Origin of the sequence: Dactylosporangium sp. NPDC005555 (assembly GCF_040605635.1) — a bacterium.
Taxonomy (GTDB): domain Bacteria; phylum Actinomycetota; class Actinomycetes; order Mycobacteriales; family Micromonosporaceae; genus Dactylosporangium.
On sequence record NZ_JBEXDG010000008.1, the window covers coordinates 18,122 to 40,319 of the forward strand.

Annotated in this window: 25 protein-coding genes; 16 read left to right on the plus strand and 9 right to left on the minus strand. The window is 72.5% G+C overall.

Annotated elements, in window-relative coordinates:
• Window positions 1-31: 31 nt before the first annotated feature.
• Window positions 32-646, minus strand: coding sequence for an STAS domain-containing protein (locus ABZS58_RS11485; protein WP_354780194.1), 615 nt, complete (start codon window positions 644-646; stop codon window positions 32-34).
• 425 nt (window positions 647-1,071) lie between these two features.
• On the opposite strand from ABZS58_RS11485, the gene ABZS58_RS11490 reads away from it, so the two are divergent.
• On the plus strand, window positions 1,072-1,647 hold the full coding sequence (locus ABZS58_RS11490) for a TerD family protein (protein WP_354780196.1): 576 nt from the start codon (window positions 1,072-1,074) through the stop codon (window positions 1,645-1,647).
• Between the two features lie 118 nt (window positions 1,648-1,765).
• On the opposite strand, the gene ABZS58_RS11495 is transcribed toward ABZS58_RS11490, so the two are convergent.
• The gene (locus ABZS58_RS11495) at window positions 1,766-2,590 is read right to left on the minus strand and encodes an MBL fold metallo-hydrolase (protein ID WP_354780198.1); all 825 of its coding nucleotides are present in this window, start codon (window positions 2,588-2,590) and stop codon (window positions 1,766-1,768) included.
• Complete coding sequence (locus tag ABZS58_RS11500; protein ID WP_354780200.1) at window positions 2,584-3,180, minus strand: dihydrofolate reductase family protein; 597 nt, start codon at window positions 3,178-3,180, stop codon at window positions 2,584-2,586. Before ABZS58_RS11500 ends, ABZS58_RS11495 begins: the two co-directional genes overlap by 7 nt.
• A gap of 73 nt (window positions 3,181-3,253) precedes the next feature.
• Between ABZS58_RS11500 and ABZS58_RS11505 the strand changes: the two genes are divergently transcribed.
• Window positions 3,254-3,787: a helix-turn-helix domain-containing protein gene (locus ABZS58_RS11505; protein WP_354780202.1), complete on the plus strand. Its 534-nt coding sequence runs from the start codon at window positions 3,254-3,256 to the stop codon at window positions 3,785-3,787.
• 33 nt (window positions 3,788-3,820) lie between these two features.
• On the opposite strand, the gene ABZS58_RS11510 is transcribed toward ABZS58_RS11505, so the two are convergent.
• Both ABZS58_RS11510 and ABZS58_RS11515 read right to left on the minus strand, forming a co-directional pair.
• Window positions 3,821-4,036 carry a hypothetical protein gene (locus tag ABZS58_RS11510; RefSeq protein WP_354780204.1) on the minus strand — a complete coding sequence of 72 codons (216 nt, stop codon included), beginning with the start codon at window positions 4,034-4,036 and terminating at the stop codon, window positions 3,821-3,823.
• Between the two features lie 37 nt (window positions 4,037-4,073).
• Entirely contained in the window at window positions 4,074-5,501 is a 1,428-nt protein-coding gene (locus ABZS58_RS11515; protein WP_354780206.1) for an MFS transporter, read from the minus strand.
• A 61-nt stretch (window positions 5,502-5,562) separates the two neighbouring features.
• Here ABZS58_RS11515 and ABZS58_RS11520 point away from each other — a divergent pair, with 61 nt between their 5' ends.
• From ABZS58_RS11520 to ABZS58_RS11560, 9 genes are all read left to right on the plus strand, one after another.
• Window positions 5,563-6,174 (plus strand): helix-turn-helix domain-containing protein, encoded by a 612-nt coding sequence (locus tag ABZS58_RS11520; protein ID WP_354780208.1) that lies wholly within the window; start codon window positions 5,563-5,565, stop codon window positions 6,172-6,174.
• A gap of 75 nt (window positions 6,175-6,249) precedes the next feature.
• On the plus strand, window positions 6,250-6,828 hold the full coding sequence (locus ABZS58_RS11525) for a helix-turn-helix domain-containing protein (RefSeq protein ID WP_354780210.1): 579 nt from the start codon (window positions 6,250-6,252) through the stop codon (window positions 6,826-6,828).
• A complete protein-coding gene (locus ABZS58_RS11530) occupies window positions 6,825-7,727 on the plus strand; it encodes an SRPBCC family protein (RefSeq protein ID WP_354780212.1) in 903 nt (300 codons plus the stop codon). Before ABZS58_RS11525 ends, ABZS58_RS11530 begins: the two co-directional genes overlap by 4 nt.
• Window positions 7,728-7,862: 135 nt before the next feature.
• Complete coding sequence (locus ABZS58_RS11535; protein ID WP_354780214.1) at window positions 7,863-8,240, plus strand: DUF2089 domain-containing protein; 378 nt, start codon at window positions 7,863-7,865, stop codon at window positions 8,238-8,240.
• On the plus strand, window positions 8,240-8,497 hold the full coding sequence (locus ABZS58_RS11540) for a hypothetical protein (RefSeq protein WP_354780216.1): 258 nt from the start codon (window positions 8,240-8,242) through the stop codon (window positions 8,495-8,497). The genes ABZS58_RS11535 and ABZS58_RS11540 overlap by 1 nt, the downstream gene beginning before the upstream one ends.
• A gap of 11 nt (window positions 8,498-8,508) precedes the next feature.
• Window positions 8,509-8,931 carry a hypothetical protein gene (locus tag ABZS58_RS11545; protein WP_354780218.1) on the plus strand — a complete coding sequence of 141 codons (423 nt, stop codon included), beginning with the start codon at window positions 8,509-8,511 and terminating at the stop codon, window positions 8,929-8,931.
• Window positions 8,932-9,112: 181 nt separating this feature from the next.
• Window positions 9,113-10,387, plus strand: a complete 1,275-nt coding sequence (locus ABZS58_RS11550; RefSeq protein ID WP_354780220.1) for a CHAT domain-containing protein — start codon at window positions 9,113-9,115, stop codon at window positions 10,385-10,387.
• A gap of 32 nt (window positions 10,388-10,419) precedes the next feature.
• Entirely contained in the window at window positions 10,420-12,375 is a 1,956-nt protein-coding gene (locus ABZS58_RS11555; protein ID WP_354780222.1) for a caspase family protein, read from the plus strand.
• Window positions 12,372-15,185 carry a tetratricopeptide repeat protein gene (locus ABZS58_RS11560; protein WP_354780224.1) on the plus strand — a complete coding sequence of 938 codons (2,814 nt, stop codon included), beginning with the start codon at window positions 12,372-12,374 and terminating at the stop codon, window positions 15,183-15,185. The genes ABZS58_RS11555 and ABZS58_RS11560 overlap by 4 nt, the downstream gene beginning before the upstream one ends.
• On the opposite strand, the gene ABZS58_RS11565 is transcribed toward ABZS58_RS11560, so the two are convergent.
• The gene (locus ABZS58_RS11565) at window positions 15,182-16,135 is read right to left on the minus strand and encodes a DUF2690 domain-containing protein (RefSeq protein WP_354780226.1); all 954 of its coding nucleotides are present in this window, start codon (window positions 16,133-16,135) and stop codon (window positions 15,182-15,184) included. The genes ABZS58_RS11560 and ABZS58_RS11565 overlap by 4 nt on opposite strands.
• Window positions 16,136-16,346: 211 nt before the next feature.
• Here ABZS58_RS11565 and ABZS58_RS11570 point away from each other — a divergent pair, with 211 nt between their 5' ends.
• Genes ABZS58_RS11570 through ABZS58_RS11585 form a run of 4 tightly spaced genes read left to right on the plus strand, consistent with a single transcriptional unit; the run spans window position 16,347 to window position 18,344 of the window.
• A complete protein-coding gene (locus ABZS58_RS11570) occupies window positions 16,347-17,123 on the plus strand; it encodes a hypothetical protein (RefSeq protein ID WP_354780228.1) in 777 nt (258 codons plus the stop codon).
• Window positions 17,124-17,148: 25 nt separating this feature from the next.
• On the plus strand, window positions 17,149-17,892 hold the full coding sequence (locus tag ABZS58_RS11575) for a hypothetical protein (protein WP_354780230.1): 744 nt from the start codon (window positions 17,149-17,151) through the stop codon (window positions 17,890-17,892).
• Window positions 17,886-18,158: a hypothetical protein gene (locus tag ABZS58_RS11580; RefSeq protein WP_354780232.1), complete on the plus strand. Its 273-nt coding sequence runs from the start codon at window positions 17,886-17,888 to the stop codon at window positions 18,156-18,158. The genes ABZS58_RS11575 and ABZS58_RS11580 overlap by 7 nt, the downstream gene beginning before the upstream one ends.
• Before the next feature lie 3 nt (window positions 18,159-18,161).
• Window positions 18,162-18,344: a hypothetical protein gene (locus ABZS58_RS11585; protein ID WP_354780234.1), complete on the plus strand. Its 183-nt coding sequence runs from the start codon at window positions 18,162-18,164 to the stop codon at window positions 18,342-18,344.
• Window positions 18,345-18,397: 53 nt separating this feature from the next.
• Here the strand turns inward: ABZS58_RS11585 and ABZS58_RS11590 are convergent, their stop codons facing one another.
• Genes ABZS58_RS11590 through ABZS58_RS11600 form a run of 3 tightly spaced genes read right to left on the minus strand, consistent with a single transcriptional unit; the run spans window position 18,398 to window position 21,267 of the window.
• Complete coding sequence (locus ABZS58_RS11590; protein WP_354780236.1) at window positions 18,398-18,919, minus strand: hypothetical protein; 522 nt, start codon at window positions 18,917-18,919, stop codon at window positions 18,398-18,400.
• A 7-nt stretch (window positions 18,920-18,926) separates the two neighbouring features.
• Window positions 18,927-20,270, minus strand: a complete 1,344-nt coding sequence (locus ABZS58_RS11595) for a SidA/IucD/PvdA family monooxygenase (protein WP_354780238.1) — start codon at window positions 20,268-20,270, stop codon at window positions 18,927-18,929.
• Window positions 20,271-20,319: 49 nt separating this feature from the next.
• Window positions 20,320-21,267, minus strand: a complete 948-nt coding sequence (locus tag ABZS58_RS11600; protein ID WP_354780240.1) for a methionyl-tRNA formyltransferase — start codon at window positions 21,265-21,267, stop codon at window positions 20,320-20,322.
• 630 nt (window positions 21,268-21,897) lie between these two features.
• Between ABZS58_RS11600 and ABZS58_RS11605 the strand changes: the two genes are divergently transcribed.
• Complete coding sequence (locus ABZS58_RS11605; RefSeq protein WP_354780242.1) at window positions 21,898-22,116, plus strand: MbtH family protein; 219 nt, start codon at window positions 21,898-21,900, stop codon at window positions 22,114-22,116.
• Window positions 22,117-22,198: the final 82 nt, after the last annotated feature.

The window sequence follows — 22,198 nt, forward strand, 5'->3', positions numbered from 1 at the left end:
GTCTCGCACGTCGCGCGGTCGGCGGAGCGGTCTACGGGACGTCCGCCGTGGGCAGTGCGGCAGCGCCGGCCGGATCGCCGGCCAACGCCTCCGGCAGGGTCCGGAACGCCGGGAACAGCCCGTCGAGGCTCAGCAGGCGCAGCGCGTCCTGGATCTGCGGGGCCGGGCCGACGAGGCACACGGCGATCGGCTGGCGGTGGGCCTCGACCAGCACGTCGAAGGCGCCGGAGTCCAGCCGGGACACGCCGGTGACGTCGACGGCGAGGCGTCGCGCCCGGCCGCGCAGGTCGAGGACGAGATCGCGGAGGCGGGAGTTGACCAGCAGGTCCGGGTTGCCGGACAGCGTCACGACGGCGACGTCCGCGATGTGGGTGACGCTCAGGCGGCGCGACTCCCGCGCGGTGGGGGTCGTGCGCTCACGCGTCAATGCCTGCTCGACCATCCGCGGCGGCGGCGACGTCCGCGTGCAGCGGCCGCAGGCGTGCGGGCCGGTCGCGAGGTCGTCACCGGTCCAGCCGTCCTGACTGAACAGGCTCCACGCGACGGCCCAGTCGCCCATCGTCGGGGCGAGGTTGGTGACCAGCTGGCCGCACCCGTCGCAGGCGAGCGTGAAGTTCCTGCTGTCGAGGCTGAGCAGCGCGGTCATCGTGGGTCCCCGATCGGACGGTGCGGACAGGCCTCCACCCTGCGGGCACGGCATGGCAACCGTCCCGCGAACATATGACAGTTCCATGACGATGCCCGGCCGTCGATGGCTTGGGGTGGTCACGACCGGCCACCGTCGATGCCGCTCACACCCGGCTCCGCGTCGTCATCACCCCGGCGGCACGGCCACGGTCATGCTCGTGCCGTGGCGAACCCCGGAGGCTCCGACCGGCGCGACGCACGCTTCGATAGAGTGCGAGTGGACCGGGCGGCGCGCCTCACAGCGAACGTCCAGGGTGACGGGGCACGATGGGGGCAGTGTTGACCATCGCCGAGAGCGTTTCGGCGTCATCCTGTAGCGCCGATCAAGCAAACTCGTAGCTGGAGCACACCGGTGCCCAGTCAACTACCTGTGGAGGGTATGCAGTGGGAGTCAGCCTCACCAAGGGCGGCAATGTCAGCCTGACCAAGGCCGCGCCGGGCCTGGCCGCGGTCAACGTCGGCCTCGGCTGGGACGTCCGCACCACCACCGGCGCGGACTTCGACCTCGACGCCAGCGCCCTGCTGGTCGGCGCCGACGGCAAGGTCCTCAGCGACCAGCACTTCGTGTTCTTCAACAACCTCAAGTCGCCCGACGGCACGGTCGAGCACACCGGTGACAACCTCACCGGTGAGGGCGAGGGTGACGACGAGATGATCAAGGTCAACCTCGCGGGCATCGCCCCCGAGGTCGACAAGATCGTCTTCCCGGTGTCGATCCACGACGCCGACGCCCGTAGCCAGTCGTTCGGGCAGGTGACCAACGCCTTCATCCGGGTGGTCAACTCCGCCGACAACAACGAGCTCACCCGCTACGACCTGACCGAGGACTACTCGACGGAGACCGCGCTGGTCTTCGGCGAGCTGTACCGCAACGGCGCGGAGTGGAAGTTCCGCGCCGTCGGCCAGGGCTACGCCTCCGGCCTCGCCGGCATCGCGAAGGACTACGGCGTCAACGTCTGATGAACGACGGACGGCGGCGGCGGGCCCGCGCACGTTCCAGCGGGCCCGCCGGCCGCCGTCCTCAACGGCGTGATCACCTGCCCGGTCGCTCCGGCGGGTGCCGGCCGCGCGCCGGGCGTCAGCCGCGTCCGGTGCTTTCGGCGAGGCGCTGGGCCTGCCCGTTGTGCACGTCGCTGACCCAGTCCCAGCCGGGCTTGGCCGCTGGCCCGATCCGCGGGTCCTCGGGGACGCGGCCATCGCGCAGGGCGAGCACGTAGGCCCGATCCAGCTCGATGCGTGCGGGCGCCTGACCGGCTCCGCCGACCGACCCGTGGCCGGGGACGACGACATCGACGTCGCCCGCCACGCCCTCCAGCAGTCGCAGCGCCGCGAGGTAGTCCTCGATCGGGTCCGCGGTCTCGGTCATGCCGAGCATCGGAATAAGGACGTCGGAGAGCATGTCGCCGGCGACGAGCACCCCGCGCTCTTCGATGAGCAGCGCCGCGTGGCCCGGTGCGTGCGCCTGATGCTCGATGATCCGGACCTGGGGGCCGTCCCACGGAATCCGCGCCGTCCCGGCGGGCAGGGCGGTGATGAGACCGTACAGGTCCAGCGGGACCTGGTCGGCGATGCCCGTCGGCTCCAGGTGTTCGGTGATGCGGGCCTTCGCGTCCGGGTCGGACAGCTCGTCCCGGACGGCGGCCGCGCAGCGGGCCGTGCCGAACCGGGGGGCCGTGCCGAGCTGGGCGTGCCAGAGCAGGTGATCCCAGTGCGGATGCGTCGAGAAGCCGGCCACGACGGTCTGGCCCGCGCGGGCCAGGTCGCCGGCGAGGCAGGCCATTTCGTGGTCCTGCACCCCGGGGTCGATGAGCAGCACGCCGGCGCGGCCTTGCACGACGATGGCGTTGCTCTGGACGAACTCGCTCTCGTGGACGAGCACACCGTCGGCGACCTGCGTCAGCACGGGATCGCCTCGCCTGCGTCGCGGATGGCGTAGCGATGCATCGTGACCCCCTGTTTGAATGATCGCTGCTCGATCAGGTCGAGGTCGATCGGCATGTCATAGTCGTCGAACAGCGGCCGGCCGAAGCCGAGGACGGCAGGGTGGGTCCAGAGCAGCAGCTCGTCGAGCAGCCCCGCTCGGAGCAGCTGCGTCGCGAGCGTGGCACCGCCCACGCTGATGCTGCCGTCGGTCCCGGCCCGCACGGCGGCGAGCTGCTCGATCGCGTCGTCGCCGCCGATGATCCGGGTGTTGTGCCCGGCGCTGTGGCGGGTGCGGGAGACGAGCACCTTGGGCTTGGCGGTCCAGATCTCGCCGTACTCGTGCATGTAGTCCGGCAGCGACGCGTCCTCGTGCGTCCGTGGCCAGTGCTCTTCCATCGTCTCGTAGAAGACCCGGCCGTGGACCATGAGCGCGAGCGCCCGGGTCTGCGCGTTGGCCTCGCGGTGCAGCTCCTCGTCGATGCGCAGCCACTCGCCGGCGCCGTTGTCCCCGGGAACCTGTTCGATCCGCAGGTCGAGGGACACGTTCATCGAGTAAATGAAGCGGCCCATCCTGTTGCCACCCCCTAGTGGTTGCGATCTGCAACTACTATATTGGGGGCGGATTGCCTGTCAAGGAGGAGCGGTGGAACCACGGTCCGGGTCACCGATCACGGCCGCCGTCGAGGTGCTCGGAGACCGGTGGACGTTGCTCGTGCTCCGCGACGTCGTCTTCGGCGACCGTCGCTATTTCCGGGTGCTGCTCACCGGGTCGGTCGAGGGCATCGCGTCGAACATCCTGGCCGACCGCCTCGTGCGGCTCGTGGAGGCGGGGCTGCTCACCCGCGGTGCCGGCGCGCGGGGGCAGCGGGCTCGTTACAGCCTGACCGAAGCCGGCGTCCAGACGCTTCCGATCCTCTGCGCACTCGGCAACTGGGGTCTCGACTGGCGTCCGGGCAGTGACGAGCTCCGGAGCCGGCAGCGGTTCATGCGCGATGCGGGTCCGGCGTTCGTCGAGGAGCTCATGGACGAGCTCCGGGTGCGCCACCTGGGTGCCCAGCCGAAGCCGGATCGCGGCCCGGGCCCCTTCGAGCGCCTCGACGCCGTGTCCGCCGCTGAGCGGGACCGCCTCGGACGCGACGGCGTGGCGGGCCTGCAGCCGACGGATGAGCACGACTGAACGGTCGGCGCCCCCTTGGTGTGCCGGTGAGGCTCAGTGGCCGGCGCCGCCGGTGCCGGGGAACTTCGTGGCGAGCAGTTCGATCGCCCGCTGCGACTCCGTGCCGGGGATCGTGATCGCCGACGTGGTCGGCTTGGCCAGGGTGGCCGCGCTGATGCCGATGGCGACCAGGATCGCCGTCCAGATGCCGAGCACGATCCAGCGGCGGCGGGCCGCGAAGGTTCCGAGACGGTACAACATCGTTGCCATGCGCCTGCTCCTTCGAAAGGGCGGCGGGGAATGTTGATCATATGGCTTCCTGGCCCTGACCAGGGCCGGAACCGGTGAACCGCATGCGCAGGACGGCCCAGCCGACGAGTGCGGCGGCCACGGCCGTGAGCGTGAGACCGGCGGCGGTGACCGCCGTCTCGAACTGCGCGGTCTGCCGCGGGCTCCAGTGGGACGTGGCGATGGTGCCGGTGAAGAGCGCGGCGAGGACGGTGCCCGTGACGGCGACACCGGCTCCGGAGGTGACCTGCGTGGCGGTGTCGACGAGCGCCGCGCCGGTCGTGGTCCGGTGCGCCGGCAGGCCGCGCATCACGTTGACCCCGGCGACCACACCGACCACGCGCATCCCGGCCGCGACGAGCACCAGCGCGACGGCGACCCACACGTAGCCGAAGCTGTTCAGCAGCCCGTACACGCCGAGGCCGAGGACGACCGTCGCGGCGCTGATCCACGCGGCGCGCTCGAGACCGGCCCACCGCACGAACGGGTCGACGAACACGGCGCCGCCGATGAGGACGACGACCTGCGGCAGCATGCCGACGGCCGCGAGGGCGGGCGACCAGCCCCAGTCGAGCTGGAGCTGGAGGGTCACCATGTACCCGAGTCCGGCGGTCGCCAGCCCGGCGGCGGCCTTGTACGCCAGGCCGCTGGACACCAGCGGGCGGGCGACGAGCTCCAGGTCGAGCAGCGGGTGCCGCGCGGTGCGCTCGCGCAGGACGAAGAGCGCCGCCGCCGCGACGGCCGCGACGGTCGCCGCCCAGCCGGCCCGCGCGCCCTCACCCACGAACAGGGTCGGCGCGACGAGCGCGAGGACGATCGTCGCCGTGCCGAGCGCCGCGCCGGCGACGTCCACGGGGTCGCGGTGCAGCTCGCCGGGATCGTCGGCGGCGATGCCCACCCGGACACCGGCGATGGCGAGCACGGCGATCGGCGCGTTCGCCAGCAGCAGCGCCTGCCACGGCGCGACGGCGAGCACCAGGCCGCCCAGGGTCGGCCCGGCGGCGAGCCCGACCAGGCCGACGGTCGAGATCAGGGTCATCGCGCGGACGCGCAGGCCGTCGTCGTCGAACAGCCGGAACGCGAGGGCGACGGACCCGGGCGTGGTCATCGCCGCCGCGACGCCCATGACCGCGCGGACGGCGATGAGCTGCCCCGCGGTGGTGACGAACAGGGTGGCGAGGCTGGCCAGGCCGAGCAGCGTCAGGCCGGTGAGCATCACCCGGCGGCGGCCGAACCGGTCGGCGAGCGCGCCGAAGGCCAGCATCAGCCCGCCGAACACGACGGCGTACGCGCTGGTCACCCACTGCAGCGCGGTGGTGGAGGCGGACAGGTCGCGGCCGATGGTGGGCAGCGCGACGTTGAGGATCGAGTTGTCGAGCATCTCGAAGAGGAACACCGCGGACAGCCCGGTCAGGGCGATCCAGGAGCTTCGCAGGGTCGTCGGCATGTCTGGAGCGTACGCGATATTTAGAGTTCACTCTAAAAATGTGGCTTGGTACACTGGCGGGGTGGCTGGCACCGGACTCCGTGACCTGAAGAAGGCGCGCACCCGCCGCCTGATCGCCGAGACCGCGGCCCGGCTGTTCGCCGAGCGCGGCTATGAGCGGGTCACGGTCAGCGAGGTCGCCCGCGCGGCGGAGGTGGCGGAGCAGACGCTCTACAACTACTTCCCGACCAAGGAACACCTGGTCACCGATCGCGAGCAGCAGGTGCAGGACCAGCTCGGCGACCTGATCCGCTCCCGCCCGGCGGGGACGACCCCGGCCGCCGCCATCCGCGGCTTCGTCCTGGAGACGGTGTCGGCGATCCGCGACATGCCGCCGGACCTCGCCCGCGGCACCCTCGGATATCTGGCCGCGATCAGCCCCGCCGTGCACCGGCTCGCGCTGGACCTGATGGACCGCCTGGCCACGGCCGTCGCGACCGCCATCGCCGAGACGAGCCCGGTCGCACCGGAGATCGCGCGTCTGCAGGGCATCGCCCTCGCGGGCGTCTTCCGGATCGTCATCGCCGAGTCGGGCAGCCGCACCCGCGACGGTCAGACGCCGGCCGAGATCGTCGACGCCCTGCACCCGCAGATCGAACACGTCCTCACCGAACTGGACCGCTGGCTCAGCTGACGCCCCCCGACCGTCGCCGCGGTCCGGCGGCGGGCTATTGACAAAAAATTGTTGTACGTAAAAACTGTGTTTGCCATGAGAGATGTCGTGTACCTGGACCAGATCGAGCAGGCCGAGGCGCTGCTCAAGCCGCAGCGGATCGAAGTTCTGCGGCAGCTCGCCGTGCCCCGGTCGTGCACCGAGGTGGCGGCCGAGCTCGACCAGACCCCGCAGCGGGTCTATTACCACGTCAAGCGCCTGGTCGAAGCGGACCTGGTGCGCCAGGTCAGCGAGCGGCGGGTGCGCGGCATCCACGAGGGGATCTACCAGGCGGCCGCCCGGTCCTACTGGCTGTCGCCGCGCCTCGTGGGCCGCATCGGGCTGCGCCAGACCCGTGACCGGCTCAGCCTCGGCCACCTGCTGGACCTGGTGGAGGACGTGCAGGCCGACGTCGCCGCGCTCGACCTCTCCCGCCCGGACCTGCCCTCGATCGGCGTGTCCGGCGACATCCGGGTCCGGCCCGAGCAGCGCGCGGCGTTCCTCGAGGAGCTGCAGCACGTGCTGCAGGACCTGTTCACCCGCTACGGCGGCGCCGAGGGCGACGCGTTCCGCCTGGCCGTCGCCTGCTACCCCGCCCACACCACCGCCACCGCCAACCAAGGAGATGCACCGTGACCGAGTCCAACGACCTGCGCCTGATCGCGGTCATGCCGGCCCCGCCCGCGACCGTCCACGCCGCGCTGACCGACGCCGCCGCGCTGCGCGCGTGGCTGGCCGAGCACGCCGAGGTGGCGCTGCCGGACCGGTACGAGTTCTGGGGCCGCGACACACCCGACGGCGCCGAGCCGCACCAGCGCGTCCTGCACGCCGGCGAGCGTGACCTGCGCCTCGCCTGGACCGTCGGCGGCGTCGAGACCACCGTCGAGTTCACGGTGGCCGAGGACGACGCCGGGGACGCGGGCAGCGCCCTGCTCACCCTGACGCAGAGCGACCTGCCGACCTTCGAGGAGATCCTGTCCGACAAGGCCGGGCCGCGCGGCGAGCTGCAGACGTTCTGGACCCTGGCGATCGCGAACCTGGCCGACTATCTCGCCGACCGGGATCTGACGCCGAGGCCCGACTACACGGCGACCGACCTGAGCGGCTCGGTGGTCATCGACGCCGCGCCGCAGGCGGTGTTCGACTCCCTCACCCAGGCCGAGCACGTCCGTAGGTGGTCCGGCGTCCACGTCGACATCGAGCCCTACGTCGGCGGCCGCTACGCGATGGGCGGCTTCGACGTCGACCCCGGCGGGATGAAGTACGTCGAGTTCGAGCCGGGCCGCAAGGCGACGCTGCGGTTCGCCGACGGCTTCACCTCCAGCTGGGAGCTGGAAGGCTCGGACGGCAAGACCCGGCTCACGTTCGTGCAGAGCGGCTTCGACCCGGAGAACCCGCCCTACGCGGGCTGGGCCGGCTGGCTCAGCGGCGTCGCCGCGCTGCGCCGCTACCACGAGCTGCCGCAGTGGCGCTCGATCTGGCGGCTGATCGACGCCCCCGGTGTCCCCGCGGAGATGTTCGTCTACGACGCCTGATTCCCATCCGCACCCGGGGCGCCCCGGCTCGCACGAGCCGGGGCGCCCTGCTGTGTCGGCGGGTCCGCACATGAAGTTGAGAAAATTAAGATCGACATATTGAAAGTTGAGGTTGTCGCCGGTACAAATTGAGTTATGACGGAACGAGCGATGGACTGGCAGGAGCTCACGAACCTCACCCGGGGCCGGCCGTTCGTCGTCGAACGGGTGCGCCTCGCCGACAACGGCGTCGCGGTCGAGGGCGCGTTCGAGCTGCCGCAGCTGGCCCAGCTCAACGTCGAGGACCAGGTCTTCGTCACCGCGTTCGTGCGGTGCCACGGCTCCATCAAGGAGATGGAGCGCATCTTCGGGGTCAGCTACCCGACGATCAAGGCCCGGCTCAACCGGATCACCGCCGCGCTCGACTTCGTCGAGACCGACCCGGCGCCGTCCCGCGCCGACGTCATCGACCGGTTGCGCCGCGGCGAGATCACCGCGCAGCAGGCACTGTCCGAACTGGACGGTGGCACGTGATGCCACAGCTGGTGACCGTGCGGGTCGAGCGTCCCGACGGTCGCCCCTTCCGGCTGTGGATCCCCGTCCTGCCCGTCCTGCTCGTCCTCTTCCCGCTCGTCATTGTGTTGGTACTGGCCGCGTTCGTGGCCTGCCTCGTGTTCCGCGTCGACGTGCCGCACGCGTTCGGCACCGCCTGGCGCATCGCCTTCGCACTGCCCGGCACCCTGATCGACATCGACCAGGGCGGCACCGGCGTGCGCGTCGCAATCCGATAGGAGACCCTCCGATGAACGAACAGCGCAAGGACATCCTCGACATGCTCGCCGAGGGCAAGATCACCGCCGAGGAGGCGGAGCAGCTCATCTCCGCCCTCGAGCGCGACCGGCCGCCGGCTGCACCGGCCTTCGACGCCAAGCCGAAGGGCAAGGCCAAATACCTGCGGGTCCTCGTCGACTCACGCGACGCCGGCGAGCCCGGCCGGGTCAACGTGCGGGTGCCGCTGCAGCTGCTGCGCGCCGGCGTCAAACTCGTCGCCCTCATCCCGCCGCAGGCCCTGGAGCGGGCCAACGCCGAGCTGTCCAGGTCGGGCGTGCCGTTCGACCTGACGCAGCTCAAGCCCGAGCAGCTGGAGCAGCTGGTCGAGCACCTCGACGAGATGACCGTCGACGTCGACCAGCCCGACACCACGGTCCGTGTCTTCTGCGAGTAGCCCGCAGCGTGCCTCGGAGACCCGGCCGACCGGCTCGACGAGGTGCGCCCCGGCCGAGTGGCCATGACGGCGCGGCCGGTGCCGGACGGGGACCACCAGCCGGGCGGACAACGCTCGGACGTTCGGGCGGGATCCGCCGCCCGGCGTTCAACCCGGGGCGGCGGTCCGGTTTGATGGATCGATGATGCCCGGCAGCCCCGACCGGACCACCCAGGACGTCGACCGCCGCATGGCGCTGGCCCGCGAATGGGACGAGCTCGTCGAGCAGGTGCGGGCCATCGACGGGTTCGAGGACTTCCTGCGGCCGCCGCGGCTGGAGACGCTGCTGCCGGCCGCGGACCGTGGACCGGTCGTGATCATCAACATCAGCCGGTGGCGGTGCGACGCGCTGGTCGTCAAGCGGACCGGCGTCGAGGTCGTCGAGCTGCCCGAGCTGCGGCAGGAGGACGTCGCCAGGGAGGTCCAGGCGTACCTCGACGCCGTCGGCGCCCGGCAGGGCGAGACGCTGCGCGACGGCTTCCACCGCGACGCCGACGTGACCGTGGCCGCGGACACCGTCGAGGCCGCCCTGGACCGCTGCCTGCGGTGGATGTGGCACGCCTTCGCCGGGAAGATCCTCGGGCACCTGGGGTACACGACGACGCCGGCGGGGGAGTGGCCGCGCGTCTGGTGGTGCCCGACCGGGCCGCTGGCGCTGCTGCCGATCCACGCCGCCGGTGACCACGCGACGCCCGGTGAGGCGGTGCTGGACCGGGTCATCTCGTCGTACACGCCGACCCTCCGCGCGCTCGTCGAGGCCAGAGCCGACGAAGAGGCCGACGAAGAGGCCGACGAAGAGGCCGACGAGGCGGAGACGGCCGCGGACGGGCAGCGGATGCTGTTCGTCGGCATGCCGCAGACGCCGCAGCAGGCGGACCTGCCCAACGTCGAGGTCGAGGAGCGGCTCGTCAGGGACCTGTTCGGCGAGCGCTGCACACCGCTGGTCGGCGCGGAGGCCACCCGCGGCACCGTCATGGCCGAGCTGCGCAACCACGGCGCCGTGCACTTCGCCTGCCACGGCGAGCAGAACCTCGCCGACCCGTCGCGTGGTGGCCTGCTCGTCGAGGACGGCACGCTGACCGTCACCGATCTGAGCTCGCAGCAGTACCGTGGCGACTTCGCCTACCTGTCCGGCTGCAAGACCGCCGTCGGCGGCGTCCACCTGCCCGACGAGGCGATCACCCTCGCCGCGGCGCTGCACTACACCGGCTACCGGCACGTCATCGCGACCCTGTGGTCGGTGTGGGACGCGGAGGCCGCGCAGGTCGCCGGCGACGTCTACGCCGCCGTCGCGCCCGGCGGTGTCCTGCACGCCGACCGGGCCGCCGCCGCGCTGCACCACGCCGTGCGCCGCCTGCGCGCCGAACGCCGTGACATGCCCAGCGTCTGGACGCCGTTCGCGCACACCGGCCCCTGACCGGCGCACCGTCCGAACCGGAGGAGACCTCGATGCCCAAGGTCCACGCACTGCTGGTCGGGATCGACGTGTACCGGCTGCCACAGCTGCACCTGAACGGCTGCGTCAACGACGTCAGGCTCGCCGAACGGCTGCTGCGCGACCGGGTCGCGGCGCAGGATCTGGCGGTCGAGGTGCTCTACGACGCGGATGCGACCCGGGCGGCGGTCATCGGGGCGTTCCGCCGCCACCTCGGCGCCGCGGGCCCCGGGGACATCGCACTGTTCTGGTTCAGCGGCCACGGCTCGACCGGACCGCTGCCCGGGGCGATCTGGTACGCCGAGAGCGCCGGCATGTGCCAGACCACGGTGTGCCACGACAGCCGGGCCGGCGCCCCCGACCTGTACGACAAGGAACTCGCGGTCCTCGTCCGTGAGGTCGTCACGAACGGGGCACGGATGGTGTCCATCATGGACTCGTGCCGCTCCCGCAGCGCTTTGCGCGACCCGACGGCCGGCCTGACGCCCCGGCTCGCGCCCGCCCTCACCGCACCGCCGGCGCTGCGGGACCTGCTGCCGGAGCTGATCGCCGACGCCGCCGACACGACCCGGCCGGTCCCCGGCGCGCAAGTGCCGGGGCACGTCGCGCTCGCCGCCTGCTCCGAATGGGAACTGGCCAGCGAGTGGCCGTTCCCGGGCGGCGTCCACGGCGTGTTCACCGAGGCGCTCGGCCATGCCGTGGCCCGGCTCGGCCCGGACGCCACCTACCGCAACGTGCTCGGCTACGCCCGCTGCCAGGTCGAGGGCCGGCTCCTGAGGCAGACCCCGGCCCTCGAAGCGCTCGGGGACCTCGCCGACGAGGCGTTCCTCGGCGGGACGCTGCGGCCACGCACGACCCGGCTCACGATGCGGCACCTTCGCGGGCAGTGGGAGGTCGACGCCGGCGCGGTGCACGGCATCGTCGTCGACGCGCAGCTCGGGGTGCACCGCGCCGACCCGCTGCGCGAGGTCCGCGTCGTCGGGGTCGACACGCACCGCAGCGTCGTCGAGCCGGTCGGCTGGTCACCCGACAAGGAACAGCAGTACGAGATGGTGCTGACCGACGTGCCGCTGCCCCCGGTAGCCGTGTCGATCCGGGCGGACCCGGTGCTCGAGCAGCGCCTGCGGGACTTCGTGGCCACGGCCGGCCCCACCGGCCGCCCGTCACCGCACATCCGTGTCATCCACCCCCGGCAGGAGCCCACGTCACGGCTCGTGCTCCGGGTGCGGCAGGCCGAGGACGGCCGGGCGATCCAGGTGACCAGCGCCGACGACAAGCCTCTCGCACCGCCGTCCGACATCGACGACGGGGGCATCCTGCAGACCGTCCAGGACCTCGAGCACATCGCCCGCTGGCTCCAGGTGCGCAACCTGCAGAGCGCGTCGCCGGCCCTCGACGAGGCGGTGCGGATCGAGGTGGTGCCCGCCCTGCGCGGGGGGCAGCGGCCCGCCCGTGCGGCTTCGACGAGCCTCGACTTCGCCTACACCTGGGACGGCACCGCCTGGCAGCCGCCGTCGATCTACGTCCGGCTCCGCAACACCACCCCCCGGAAGCTGTTCTGCGTCCTGCTGGACCTCACCGACCGGCACCGCCTGCACCCGAACCTCTTCCCGGGCGAGTACGTGGAGGGACTGCACACCGCGGAGGCCGGCAACCGCGGCCCGATCACCCTGAGCCTGCCGCCGGACCTGGTCGGGACGCCCGGCGCGGCCACCACGGACTGGCTCATGCTGCTGGTGTCGGAGGAGCCGTTCAACTCCGACTCGTTTCTGCTGCCCAGGCTCAGGGAGGGGCAGCGGACCTCGATGCGGCAGTCCCGGCGCGGGATCACCGGGGTCCTGGACCGGCTCGGCCACCGCGCGGTGCGCCGCGACCTCGACCTGGCGCCGCAGGCCGCGCTGGACTGGGCGGTGACGGTCGTCGAGATCACCACCCGGATGCCCGCCGCGGCGCCGCCGGACGAGGCGTGAGCGCCGAGCTCGTCGCCGTCCACGCCCGCGTCTCCGCGTGCCTGGCCGGCGACCCGGACGCCGTCCTCGCACCCGGGGCCCTCGCCGACGCCGCGGCGCTCATGGCCGCCGCCGCGGACCCGCGGCATCCGGTCGACCCCGTCGAGGCGGCGTGCGTGCTCGGCTGGCTGCACTGGTGCCGCTTCCACGAACTCGCACCGGGCGAGGCGGAACAGGCCAGCGGATCGGCGTCGCTGCACCACTTCCGGCTCGTCATCGACACGTCGCCGGAGCTGGTGCCGCCGGGCGCGCGGGCCGTCATCGTCAGGGCGGCGCTGGCCGGCGACGACCGGCAGGCGGCGGCCACGCTCGGCGCCGCGATGCTGTCGGCGAGCGCCCGGACGACCGACGCCGACCTGCTCGACCGGGCCGTCGACCTGCTCTCCGCCGCGGTCGAAGGCGTCGCGGTCGACGGCGCCGCGGTCGAAGGCGCCGCGTCCGCCGTCTGGTGCGACGATCTGGCCGGTGCGCTGCACCTGCGGTACGAGCGGACCGGCGCCGCCACCGACCTCGAACGGGCCGCGGTCGCGTCGCAGCGCGCCACCGGCCTCGCCGCCCCGGACGACCCGCTGCGTGCCCGCTTCCTCACCAACCGCAGCCTGGTCCTGCGGTCGAAGGGCTCGGCCGCCGACCTCGACCTGGCGGTGGCGGCGGCCCGCGAAGCCGCCGCGCTCACGCCGGCGCCCGCCTACCTGTCCAACCTCGGCATCGCGCTGCTCGCCAGGCACGGCACCGGCGGGTCACCCGGCGACCGGGCCGAGGCCGTCGACGTGCTGCGCGCCGCGGTCCGCACCGCCCCAGCCGGCGACCACCAGCGCCACCTGTACCTGTCCAACCTCAGCTCGGCGCTGCTGTCCGGGTCCACGCCCGCGATCGCGGACCTCGACGAGGCGCTGACCGCCGCCCGCCAGGCGCTGGCGGAGACCATCGGCGAGCACCCCGAACGGTGGAAGCACCTGAGCAACACCGCGACCGCCCTGCGCCGGCGGCACGCCGCCACCGGATCCGCCGGCGACCTGGACGACGCGATCGCCGCCCGCCGGCAGGCGCTGACCCTCGTGCCGCCCGGGCACCCACGGCACTCGGCGCTCGCCGCGGACCTGGTCATCGACGTCCGCCGCCGCATGACGACGACGCCCAGCGCGGAGGACCTGGAGCTGACGCTCGGCACGCTCCGCGCCGCGCTCGACGGCGCCCCCGACGACCCGGTGCTGCTGACGAACCTCGGCGTCGCGCTGCTCACCCGGTTCGCCTGGCACAACGACCTCGACGACGTCGACCGTTCCGTCGCGCTGCACCGCCGGGCACTGCGGGCCGGCGCCGCGTTCCCGTCCAGGTGGCGGTGCCTGGGCAACCTCGGCGCCGCGCTGCGCATCCGGTTCGAGCACACCGGCGACCCCGCCGACATCGACGAGAGCGTGGCGGTGCGCCGCGCCGCGATCGCCCTCGCCCCGGACGACGCCTACCTGCTCCTGGGCCTGTGCGGGGCGCTGCGCTCCCGCTACGACGCGACCAGCCGGGAGGACGACCTGGACGAGGCCGTCGCGGTGGGCCGGGAGGCGATGGCCGTGGCCACCGACCCGGCCGAGCCGGCCAACAACCTGAGCTTCGCGTTGCGGCGGCGGTTCGACCGCACCGGCGACCGGGCGGACCTGGACGAAGCCGTGCGCCTCGGCCGGCTCGCGGTGACCCGCACCGACGAGGACCTCGCCGGGGCGCTGTCCAACCTCGGGCTCGCGCTGCACACACGGTACGAGTACACCGACGCGCTCGACGACCTCGACGAGGCGGTCGACCGCGGCGCGGACGCCCTGCGGCAGCTGCCGCCCGGGTCGCCGATCCGGCACCGGTTCCTGTCGAACCTCGGCATCGCGCACCTGGAACGCTTCGACCGCACCGCCGTAGCGGACGACCTCGTCGACGCCGCCGGCCTGGCCCGCGCGGCCGTCGACGCGACTCCGGCCGGGCATCCGCGGCGCCCGATCTACCTGTCGAACCTCGGGCTGGCGCTGCTGCGTCTGTACGAGACCACGGGCCGGACGCCGGAGCGACTCGCCGGATACGTCGCCGTGCAGCGCGAGGCCCTCGAGTCGGGCGCCACCGGCGACGCCGACCATTCGCTGCTGCTGTCGAACCTGTCGATGGCGCTCGCCACCCGGTTCGGCGCCTCCGGCACCCGGGGCGACCTGGACGAGTCCATCGCCCTGCAGCGGCAGGCGATCGCCGCCGTCCCGGCCGGCCACGGAGGTGCCGGCACCTTCTGGGCGAACCTCGGCAGCCGCCTGTACGCCCGCTACGACCGGCTCGGGCACGCGGCCGACCTGACCGACGCGATCGCTGCCTGGCGGCAGGGCGCACAGATCCCGTCGGCGCCGGTCCCGGTCCGCGTCGAGGCCGCGTCGATGTGCGCCGCCACGATCGCCGGGACCTCAGGTCCCGCTGCCGCCGCCGACGTCTACACCTGGACGATCAAGGACCTGCTGCCCCTGCTGGCGTGGCGCGGCGTCGGCCGCGAGGACCAGCTGCACCAGCTGCGCACGTACGCCGGTGCGCTGGCCCGCGACGGCGCCGCCTGCACGTTCGCCGCCGCCCGCCCGGCGGATGCCCTGGCGCACCTCGAGCAGGGCCGCGGGGTCCTGTGGAGCAGGTTGCTGGAGCTGCGCGGCGACCTGACCGGCCTGGCGGCCGCCGACGCCGGCCTCGCCGACCGCCTCGCCGGGTGTCGCCGGGCCATCGACCATCAGGACGCCCTCACCGGCCACCGACGTTAGGACGGCTGCACGCACGGGGTTTCGGCGGTGGCGAGCGGGGCGCCGTTCTGCGGGGCGGTGACCTCCACGGACACCGACACGCAGCCCTGGGCGGTCCCCAGGACGTTGCCGAAGACGCTGAAGACCTGCGGGTGCACCATGTACGGGTAGTCGAACGAGCTCACCGCGCCGTCGGAGGGGCGGCGGGCGCGCAGGCGGACGGTGGCGCCGGTCGGGACCCGTTCGGTGGAGACGAACAACGGCCAGGCGGCGCGGCAGTGCGGCGAGTACCGCAAGGTGAGGGTGCCGTACGCGTCGGGGATCGGCACCGTGTGGGGGCTGACGGCGTCGAGCTGGCAGCGCTGCTCCTGCGGGTCGCTGCCGTCCGCGACGGCCTGTGCCCCGGCCGGTGGCGCGGATGCGCCGGTGGTGGCGTCAGAGCCTGCCTGGGAGACGGACTGGGAGCCCGCCTGGGAGCCGGATTTCGGCGCGGCGGTGAACACACCGGTGACGACGGCGATCGCCACGACGATCGCCACGACCAGCGCGGCGATCCCGATCCCCAGGGCGAGCCCGTGGCGGGCCGGCGGTGCGGCGTCTCCGGCGTCTCCGGCGTCCGTCTCCGCCTCCGCCTCCGTCCCGGTCCCGGTCGGCGTGACCCGGCCGGCCGGCGGCACCGGCGGCGCAGGCCGGCTGTGCAGGAGGTCGTGCTCGCGCAGCCAGCGTTCCCGCCAGGCGTCGTCGTCGCCGCCGCAGGCGCGCACGAACGCCAGGGTCAGCTCCTGCGACGGCAGCCGCGCCCCGGACAGCACGCTGGACAGCGCGGTGTGCGAGTAGTGGCTGATGCCGGACATCTTCCGTAATGACGGCTGGCCCGCTTCGCGGCGCAGCGCGGCGAGATCGGCGACGAATTCGGTGAGCCGGTCGCTGTCGGACGGCGCCGCGCCGTAACTTCCGTTTTGACCCGTCATGAGAACTCCCTGCCGTGGAAACCGTGGTGTCAACCTGCGTCAAGCACGTGCTTTCCAGCCGCGTGCACGTGCAGGATCGGGCCGGCAGTGAATGCCCGCCCGATTGGCGCCGGTCAATAGGATCTCATGCGCGGCGCATCATTGCGCAGGTGTCCGAATTGACGGGAGCAATCCTGCGCGCATTCTTCAGCATGCAACTAGGAGGACACGCGTGCTCCATCGCAACAGAGTGTCGCGGCTCGGCGGGCTCCTGCTCGCCGTGGCCACGACCGCAGCCCTGCTGACCGGCACGGCCACCCCGGCGGCGGCGGGGATCACCGGGTACAGCGTCACCGGCACCGGCGGCGCCGGGCTCCAGGTGCGCACCAGCCCCTACGACGCGGGCGCGGGAGCGGTCGCCGTGCTCGGCGACGGCACCCCGTTCACCGCAGAGTGCGCCGTCCGCGGCCGGAACATCAGCGGCAACACCGTCTGGCACCAGATCAGCTCACCGGCGGCCGGCTGGATCAGCGACTACTACACCAACACGCCCGGCTTCAACCAGTACCTGCCCGGCGAACCCGAGTGCGGCGGCCCGCCACCGACCGGCACCCGTGAGGACCGGGCGCTCGCCTGGGCCCGCTCGGTGCTCGGGCAGGCGTACACCAACGGCGACCTCGGCGACTCCAACCACGCGTGGGACGGCTGGTGCGACAACTTCGTCGGCCACGCCTACGGCCGCGCCGCCAGCGGATACGCGTCCGCGATCGTGCACTACAACGCGCTGTACAACCGCGGCCTGATCCACACGACGGGCACGCCGCCGGCGGGCGCGCTGGTGTTCTTCAACAGCGCGCCGATCAACGGCTACTTCGGCCACGTGATGCTGTCCGAGGGCAACGGCAACTACATCACCTCGGCCCCCACCGTGCGCCGCGTGAACATCAACTGGCCGGGCGCGCCCTACATCGGCTGGTCCTACGCCGACCCCGAATGGGCCGGTCGCTGAGCGCCTCCCTCCTGAAAGGACTGTGATGCGTCGCCTTCCCCTCCTCGCGCTGCTCGTCATGGCGCTGACCCTCGCGGTGCCGGCCGCCGCGCACGCCGCGCCCTCAGCAAAACCCGCCGCCAGCGTGCAGCTCGCCGCCACCGGCATCGACCTGTGCGCGCAGACCGGCTACACCGCCGGGTTCCGCGGCAACTCCCTCGTCACCGCCGTCGCGATCGCGATGGCCGAGTCGTCCTGCAACCCGTCGGCGGCCGGCAGCAACCCGGCCGGTTCCGGCTGCCCGAACGGCTCCCTCGACCGGGGCCTGTGGCAGATCAACAACTGCTGGCACCCCGAGGTCAACGACACCTGCGCGTACAACGCCCAGTGCAACGCCAACGCCGCCTACACGATCTCCTACAGCGGCACGTACTGGCAGCCGTGGTCGACGTACAACAACGGCGCCTACGCCGGCTGGCTGTCGGCCGCGCAGGCCGCGGTCAACCGGCTCAACAATCCGCCGGGGACGGTCACCGGCACGATCGTGGCGAGCCCGTCGCTGACGATCCGGTCCGGTCCGGGCACCGGCTACGGCCCGGTCGGCTCCGCCGCCTACGGCGCGGTCGTGAACATCACCTGCTACACGTTCGGCGAGTACGTCGGCGGCGGCCCCTGGCCCTCGTCGACCTGGGACCGGATCACGAACCCGGCCACCGGGGCGACCGGCTACTCCGCCGACACCTGGATCAGCACGACGTACGACGTCAAGACGATGGTGCCGCAGTGCTGACCCGGACCCGGCGGGTGCTCGCCGTCGCCGTGGCAGCGGCGCTGCTGAGTCCGGCGATGGCCGCGCAACCGGCCGCGGCCGCCGAGTACGTGACCAACGGCAACTTCGCCTCCGGCCTGTCGTGGTGGAACATGCCGACGGGCGGCGGCGCGGCCGGCACCGAGACGTGCTGCGCGAACCCGCCCGGCGGCGCGCCGAACGCGTTCTTCCACCCCAACGGCCTCGGCAGCGGCACCGGCCTCAACGCGAACCTGGTGAGCTGGTAAAACATGCAGCACCAGTTCAACGGGGTCTACAACCGCTGGGAGGACTACTACTACGCGAAGGGCCTCGGCCTGGTCGCGTTCTACGGCTACAACTACCAGGCGCCGGGCTCGGGCCCGACGTTCTCGGGCTGGATCGACAGCACGTCAGCGTCCACCCCGGTCCGGGAGACCGTCTGCAACCCGTGACCGACCGGCAGCGCGGCGGGCGGGGCCATGCCCCGTCCGCCGCCTTGCCGGACTCACCCGCAGGCGGCGACGGGATCGCGGTGCGCGGCGAGCCCGTGCAACCACAGGGTCAGCGCCCTGGCGCGCTCCAGCTCGAAGGCCGTCCGGGCCCGTTCGGCACCGAACAGGCCGGCCAGCGTCGTCGCCGAACGCTGCTGCTGCCGGACCGTGACAAGGCTGTTGTGGACGTACGCCTCGAAGGTCTCCGGATCCGCGGCCTCGACGGCGAGCAGTCCACGCAGATAGATGTCGTTGCCGGAGGTGGCCGCGTCGATGCCCATCAGCCATTGACGTTGCCGCCGCCGGCCGGCCATGGTCAGCGTGCACAGCGGCCGGTTGCGCTGCACGTCCGGTCTCGGAGCCCGCAGGGTGATGTGCCCTGAGCGTTCCAGGCGGGTCACGGCACCGAGCACACGCTGCAGATCGACCCGGTGGTCGTCGCCGAAGATCTCCGTGTGCCGTTGATGGAGTTCGTACGCGGTGCCGGACCGCGCCCCGAGCAGGACGAGGATCGTGTTCTCCAGCGTCGTGGTCATGTGCGGTTCACCATGACACGGCAGCGGTGGCCGGCACCGGCGGCGCGGGCGGCGCCGGGACGGATCCGGTGCGCCGCCGGTGGTGGACCGACGCGAGGATCTCCGCAGCGCGCGTCGCCGTGTTCGACAGCAGCGACGAGCTGATGCCGTGCGAATGTTCGGTGCCGCCCTGCAGGTAGATGCCGGCGTGCACGGCGGGCTCGGTGCGGATGCGGTAGTCGCGTTCGACGACGGCGCGGCCGAGCTCGTCCCGATGGCAGTCGGCGGCGACCGACCCGAGCAGGGGGAACGGGTCGGCGGGCGCGTAGCCGGTGGCGCAGACGAGGACGTCGGCGTCGAGGACGGTGTGCTCGCCGGTCAGCATCGACTGCACGGTCGCGCGCACCCGGTCGCCGGTCGGCTCGTCCACGGCGACGAGGCGGGAGACGTTCAGCATCCGCAGCCGCCGCGTGCCGAGCACCTGCTCCCGGTAGGCGCGGCGGTACAGCGTCTCGATGAGGTCGGTGTCCACGACGGAGTAGTTCGTGTTGCTGTGATAGCCCAGCAGCATCGACTTCACCTGGGGGGAGGCCTTGAAGTAGTCGTCGACGGCGAGCGGGTCGAAGATGCGGTTGGCGAAGGGGCTGTCGTCGGCGGGGCTGTAGCCGTAGCGGGACAGCACGGCGCAGACCTCGGCCCGCGGGAAGCGTTCGTGCAGGAACGCGGTCACCTCGGCGGCGCTCTGCCCGGCGCCGACCACGACCAGCCGGGCCGGATCCGTGCCGGCCAGACCGTCTACATTGGACAGCAGGTCCCGGCTGTGCCAGACCCGGCGGGACGCCGCGATGCCGGGCGGCAGCACGGGCCGCAGCCCGCCGGCGAGCACGACGTTGCGGGCGCGGAGCGTCTCGCCGTGGGATCGCACGTCGAACGCGGTCACGATGCCGTCGACGACGACCGGGCGCACGGCGGTGACCTCGGCGCCGTAGCGGACGAGGTCACCGACCCGGCCGGCCGCCCACTCCAGATAGTCGTGGAACTCGATCCGCAGCGGGAACAGGCTCTTGTGGTTGACGAAGTCGATCAGCCTGCCCCGTTCCTGCAGGTAGCACAGGAAGCTGAACGAGCTGGCCGGGTTGCGCATCGTGACGAGGTCCTTGAGGAACGACACCTGCATCGTCGCGTCCTCGATGAGCATGCCGCGGTGCCAGCCGAAGACGGGCTGCCGCTCCAGGAACACCGCGTGGACGGGTGGCCCACCGGCGGCGTTGTGCTCGTGGACGGCGATCGCGAGCGCCAGGTTCGACGGGCCGAACCCGACGCCGACCAGGTCGTGGACCGGTGCCGTGCCGTCCCGGAGCGTCTGCGGCATCGCTGTCCTCTCATCGTGTCGAGGTGTTCGGCGGACCCGGGTCCGGGGTCTACCGGGCGTGCGTGAGATAGCCGCCCATGGTGCGGAAGTAGTCGGTGGCGGCGAGCTCGGTGCCGTCGTCCAGGCGGACCCGCTCGACGGCGAGACCGTGGTTGCCGCCGCGGCGGGCGTCGGCGCCGGCCACGATGACGACGGCGTCGCCCTCGCGGATGAAGATCCGGCCCGGGGTGCCGCCGTACAGCCCCTCGGAGACCGAGGCCGCCACGATGCGGATCCGTTCGCCGCGGTGGTAGGTGAACGCGTTCGGGTACGGGTCGGACTGGGCGCGCACGAGCCGGTCGAGGTCCTCCGCCGGCCAGGTCCAGTCGATGCGGCTGTCCTCCTCGGCGCGCTTGTGGAAGAAGCTGGCCTTGGAGCGGTCCTGCGGCGTCCAGTCGGTGCGTCCCGACGCGATCAGGGCGAGACCGTCGACGGTGATCGGGCCGAACAGTTCGAGCGTCTTGTGGAACAGGTCGGTGGTGGTGTCGCGGGGGCCGACCGGGACCGCCCGCTGCAGCACGATGTCGCCGGCGTCGAGCTCGGCGTCCATCATGTGCGCGGTGACGCCGACCTCCGGCTCGCCGTTGATGAGCGCCCAGAGCAGCGGGGCGAACCCGCCGTACGACGGCAGCAGCGAGTCGTGCACGTTCAGGGTGCCGAGCCGGGGCAGTTCGAAGATCTTCGGCGGGATCCAGGTCCGCCAGTTCGTGGCGACGATGACGTCCGGCTCCGCCCGGTGCAGCCGCTCCAGCAGCTCGGGGTCGTCGGGCCGGTCCCGGATCAGGACCTCGACGCCGTGTTCGGCGGCGAGGTCGGCGACCGAGTCGCTCCAGATCCGCTCGTACGGATGGTCGCTGGCCGGGTGGGTGACGACGAGCGCTACCTCGTGCTCGGAGCCGAGCAGCGCCTGGAGGGTGCGGTGCCCCCAGGTCTGGTATCCGAACATGACGACACGCATGGAGACTCCCAGGTAGTGGTGAGGCACGGAGGGACTGGCCCGCGCACGCGGTGACGCGGGCGGTGACGGTGCGGGCGGTGCCGATCCTCTCCGGTCGGGTGCAGCGGTCGGCCGCTGATGCCGTCGGGCGGGCATCCGGTCAGGGCGCGGCGTTCAGCGACACGTTGTAAAAGCGAGCTATGCCTACCCTAAGTTCCGCGAGCGATGCAAGCCCGGGGCGCGCTCATTCACGTCCCGTGCCGCTCGCGTCGGCGCACCCGCCACGGGCCGGCCACGGCGTCGTCGCTGGTGGGCCGCGTGGCGGGTCCGCCGACGCGGCCTGCGTGCGACAGGTGTTGGTTCGGACGCATTGACATCCGCCGCGAAACCTCACTAACCTCCGCAGCAAGCTTAGGGTGACCTAAGTGCCCTGTGGCGTCCTGTGGCTGGACGGCGCGCGGGCAGTCGAGTTCGCCGGCGTGGTCAGGCGCGCGGCATCGACGCACCAGGTCCGGCGGCGACCCGCGGACCTGGACCGCCGCCGCGTCCCGCCCCGGGAACAGAAGCCCGCACACCCACGCACCGTCGCCGACGACGGGCGCGCCGCCGCATCCCCCCGAATCCCTCTGCCTGCACTGGAGGCGCACCACCATGGCCACGAACCCGTTCGACGACGAGTCCGGCACCTTCCTCGTCCTGGTCAACGACGAGGGACAGCACTCCCTGTGGCCGCTGTTCGCAGCCGTGCCCGACGGCTGGACGACGACGCACGGCCCGGACAAGCGCGAGGCGTGCCTGGCGCACATCGAGGCGAACTGGACCGACATGCGGCCCAAGAGCCTGATCGCCCTGATGGAACGCGGCAACTGACCGTCCCGATGCCCGCCGCCGCGCCGAGAGGTTGCCCGATGTCGCGTGCCCATGCCCTGAACCAGCGAGGAGCGTCCCTCAG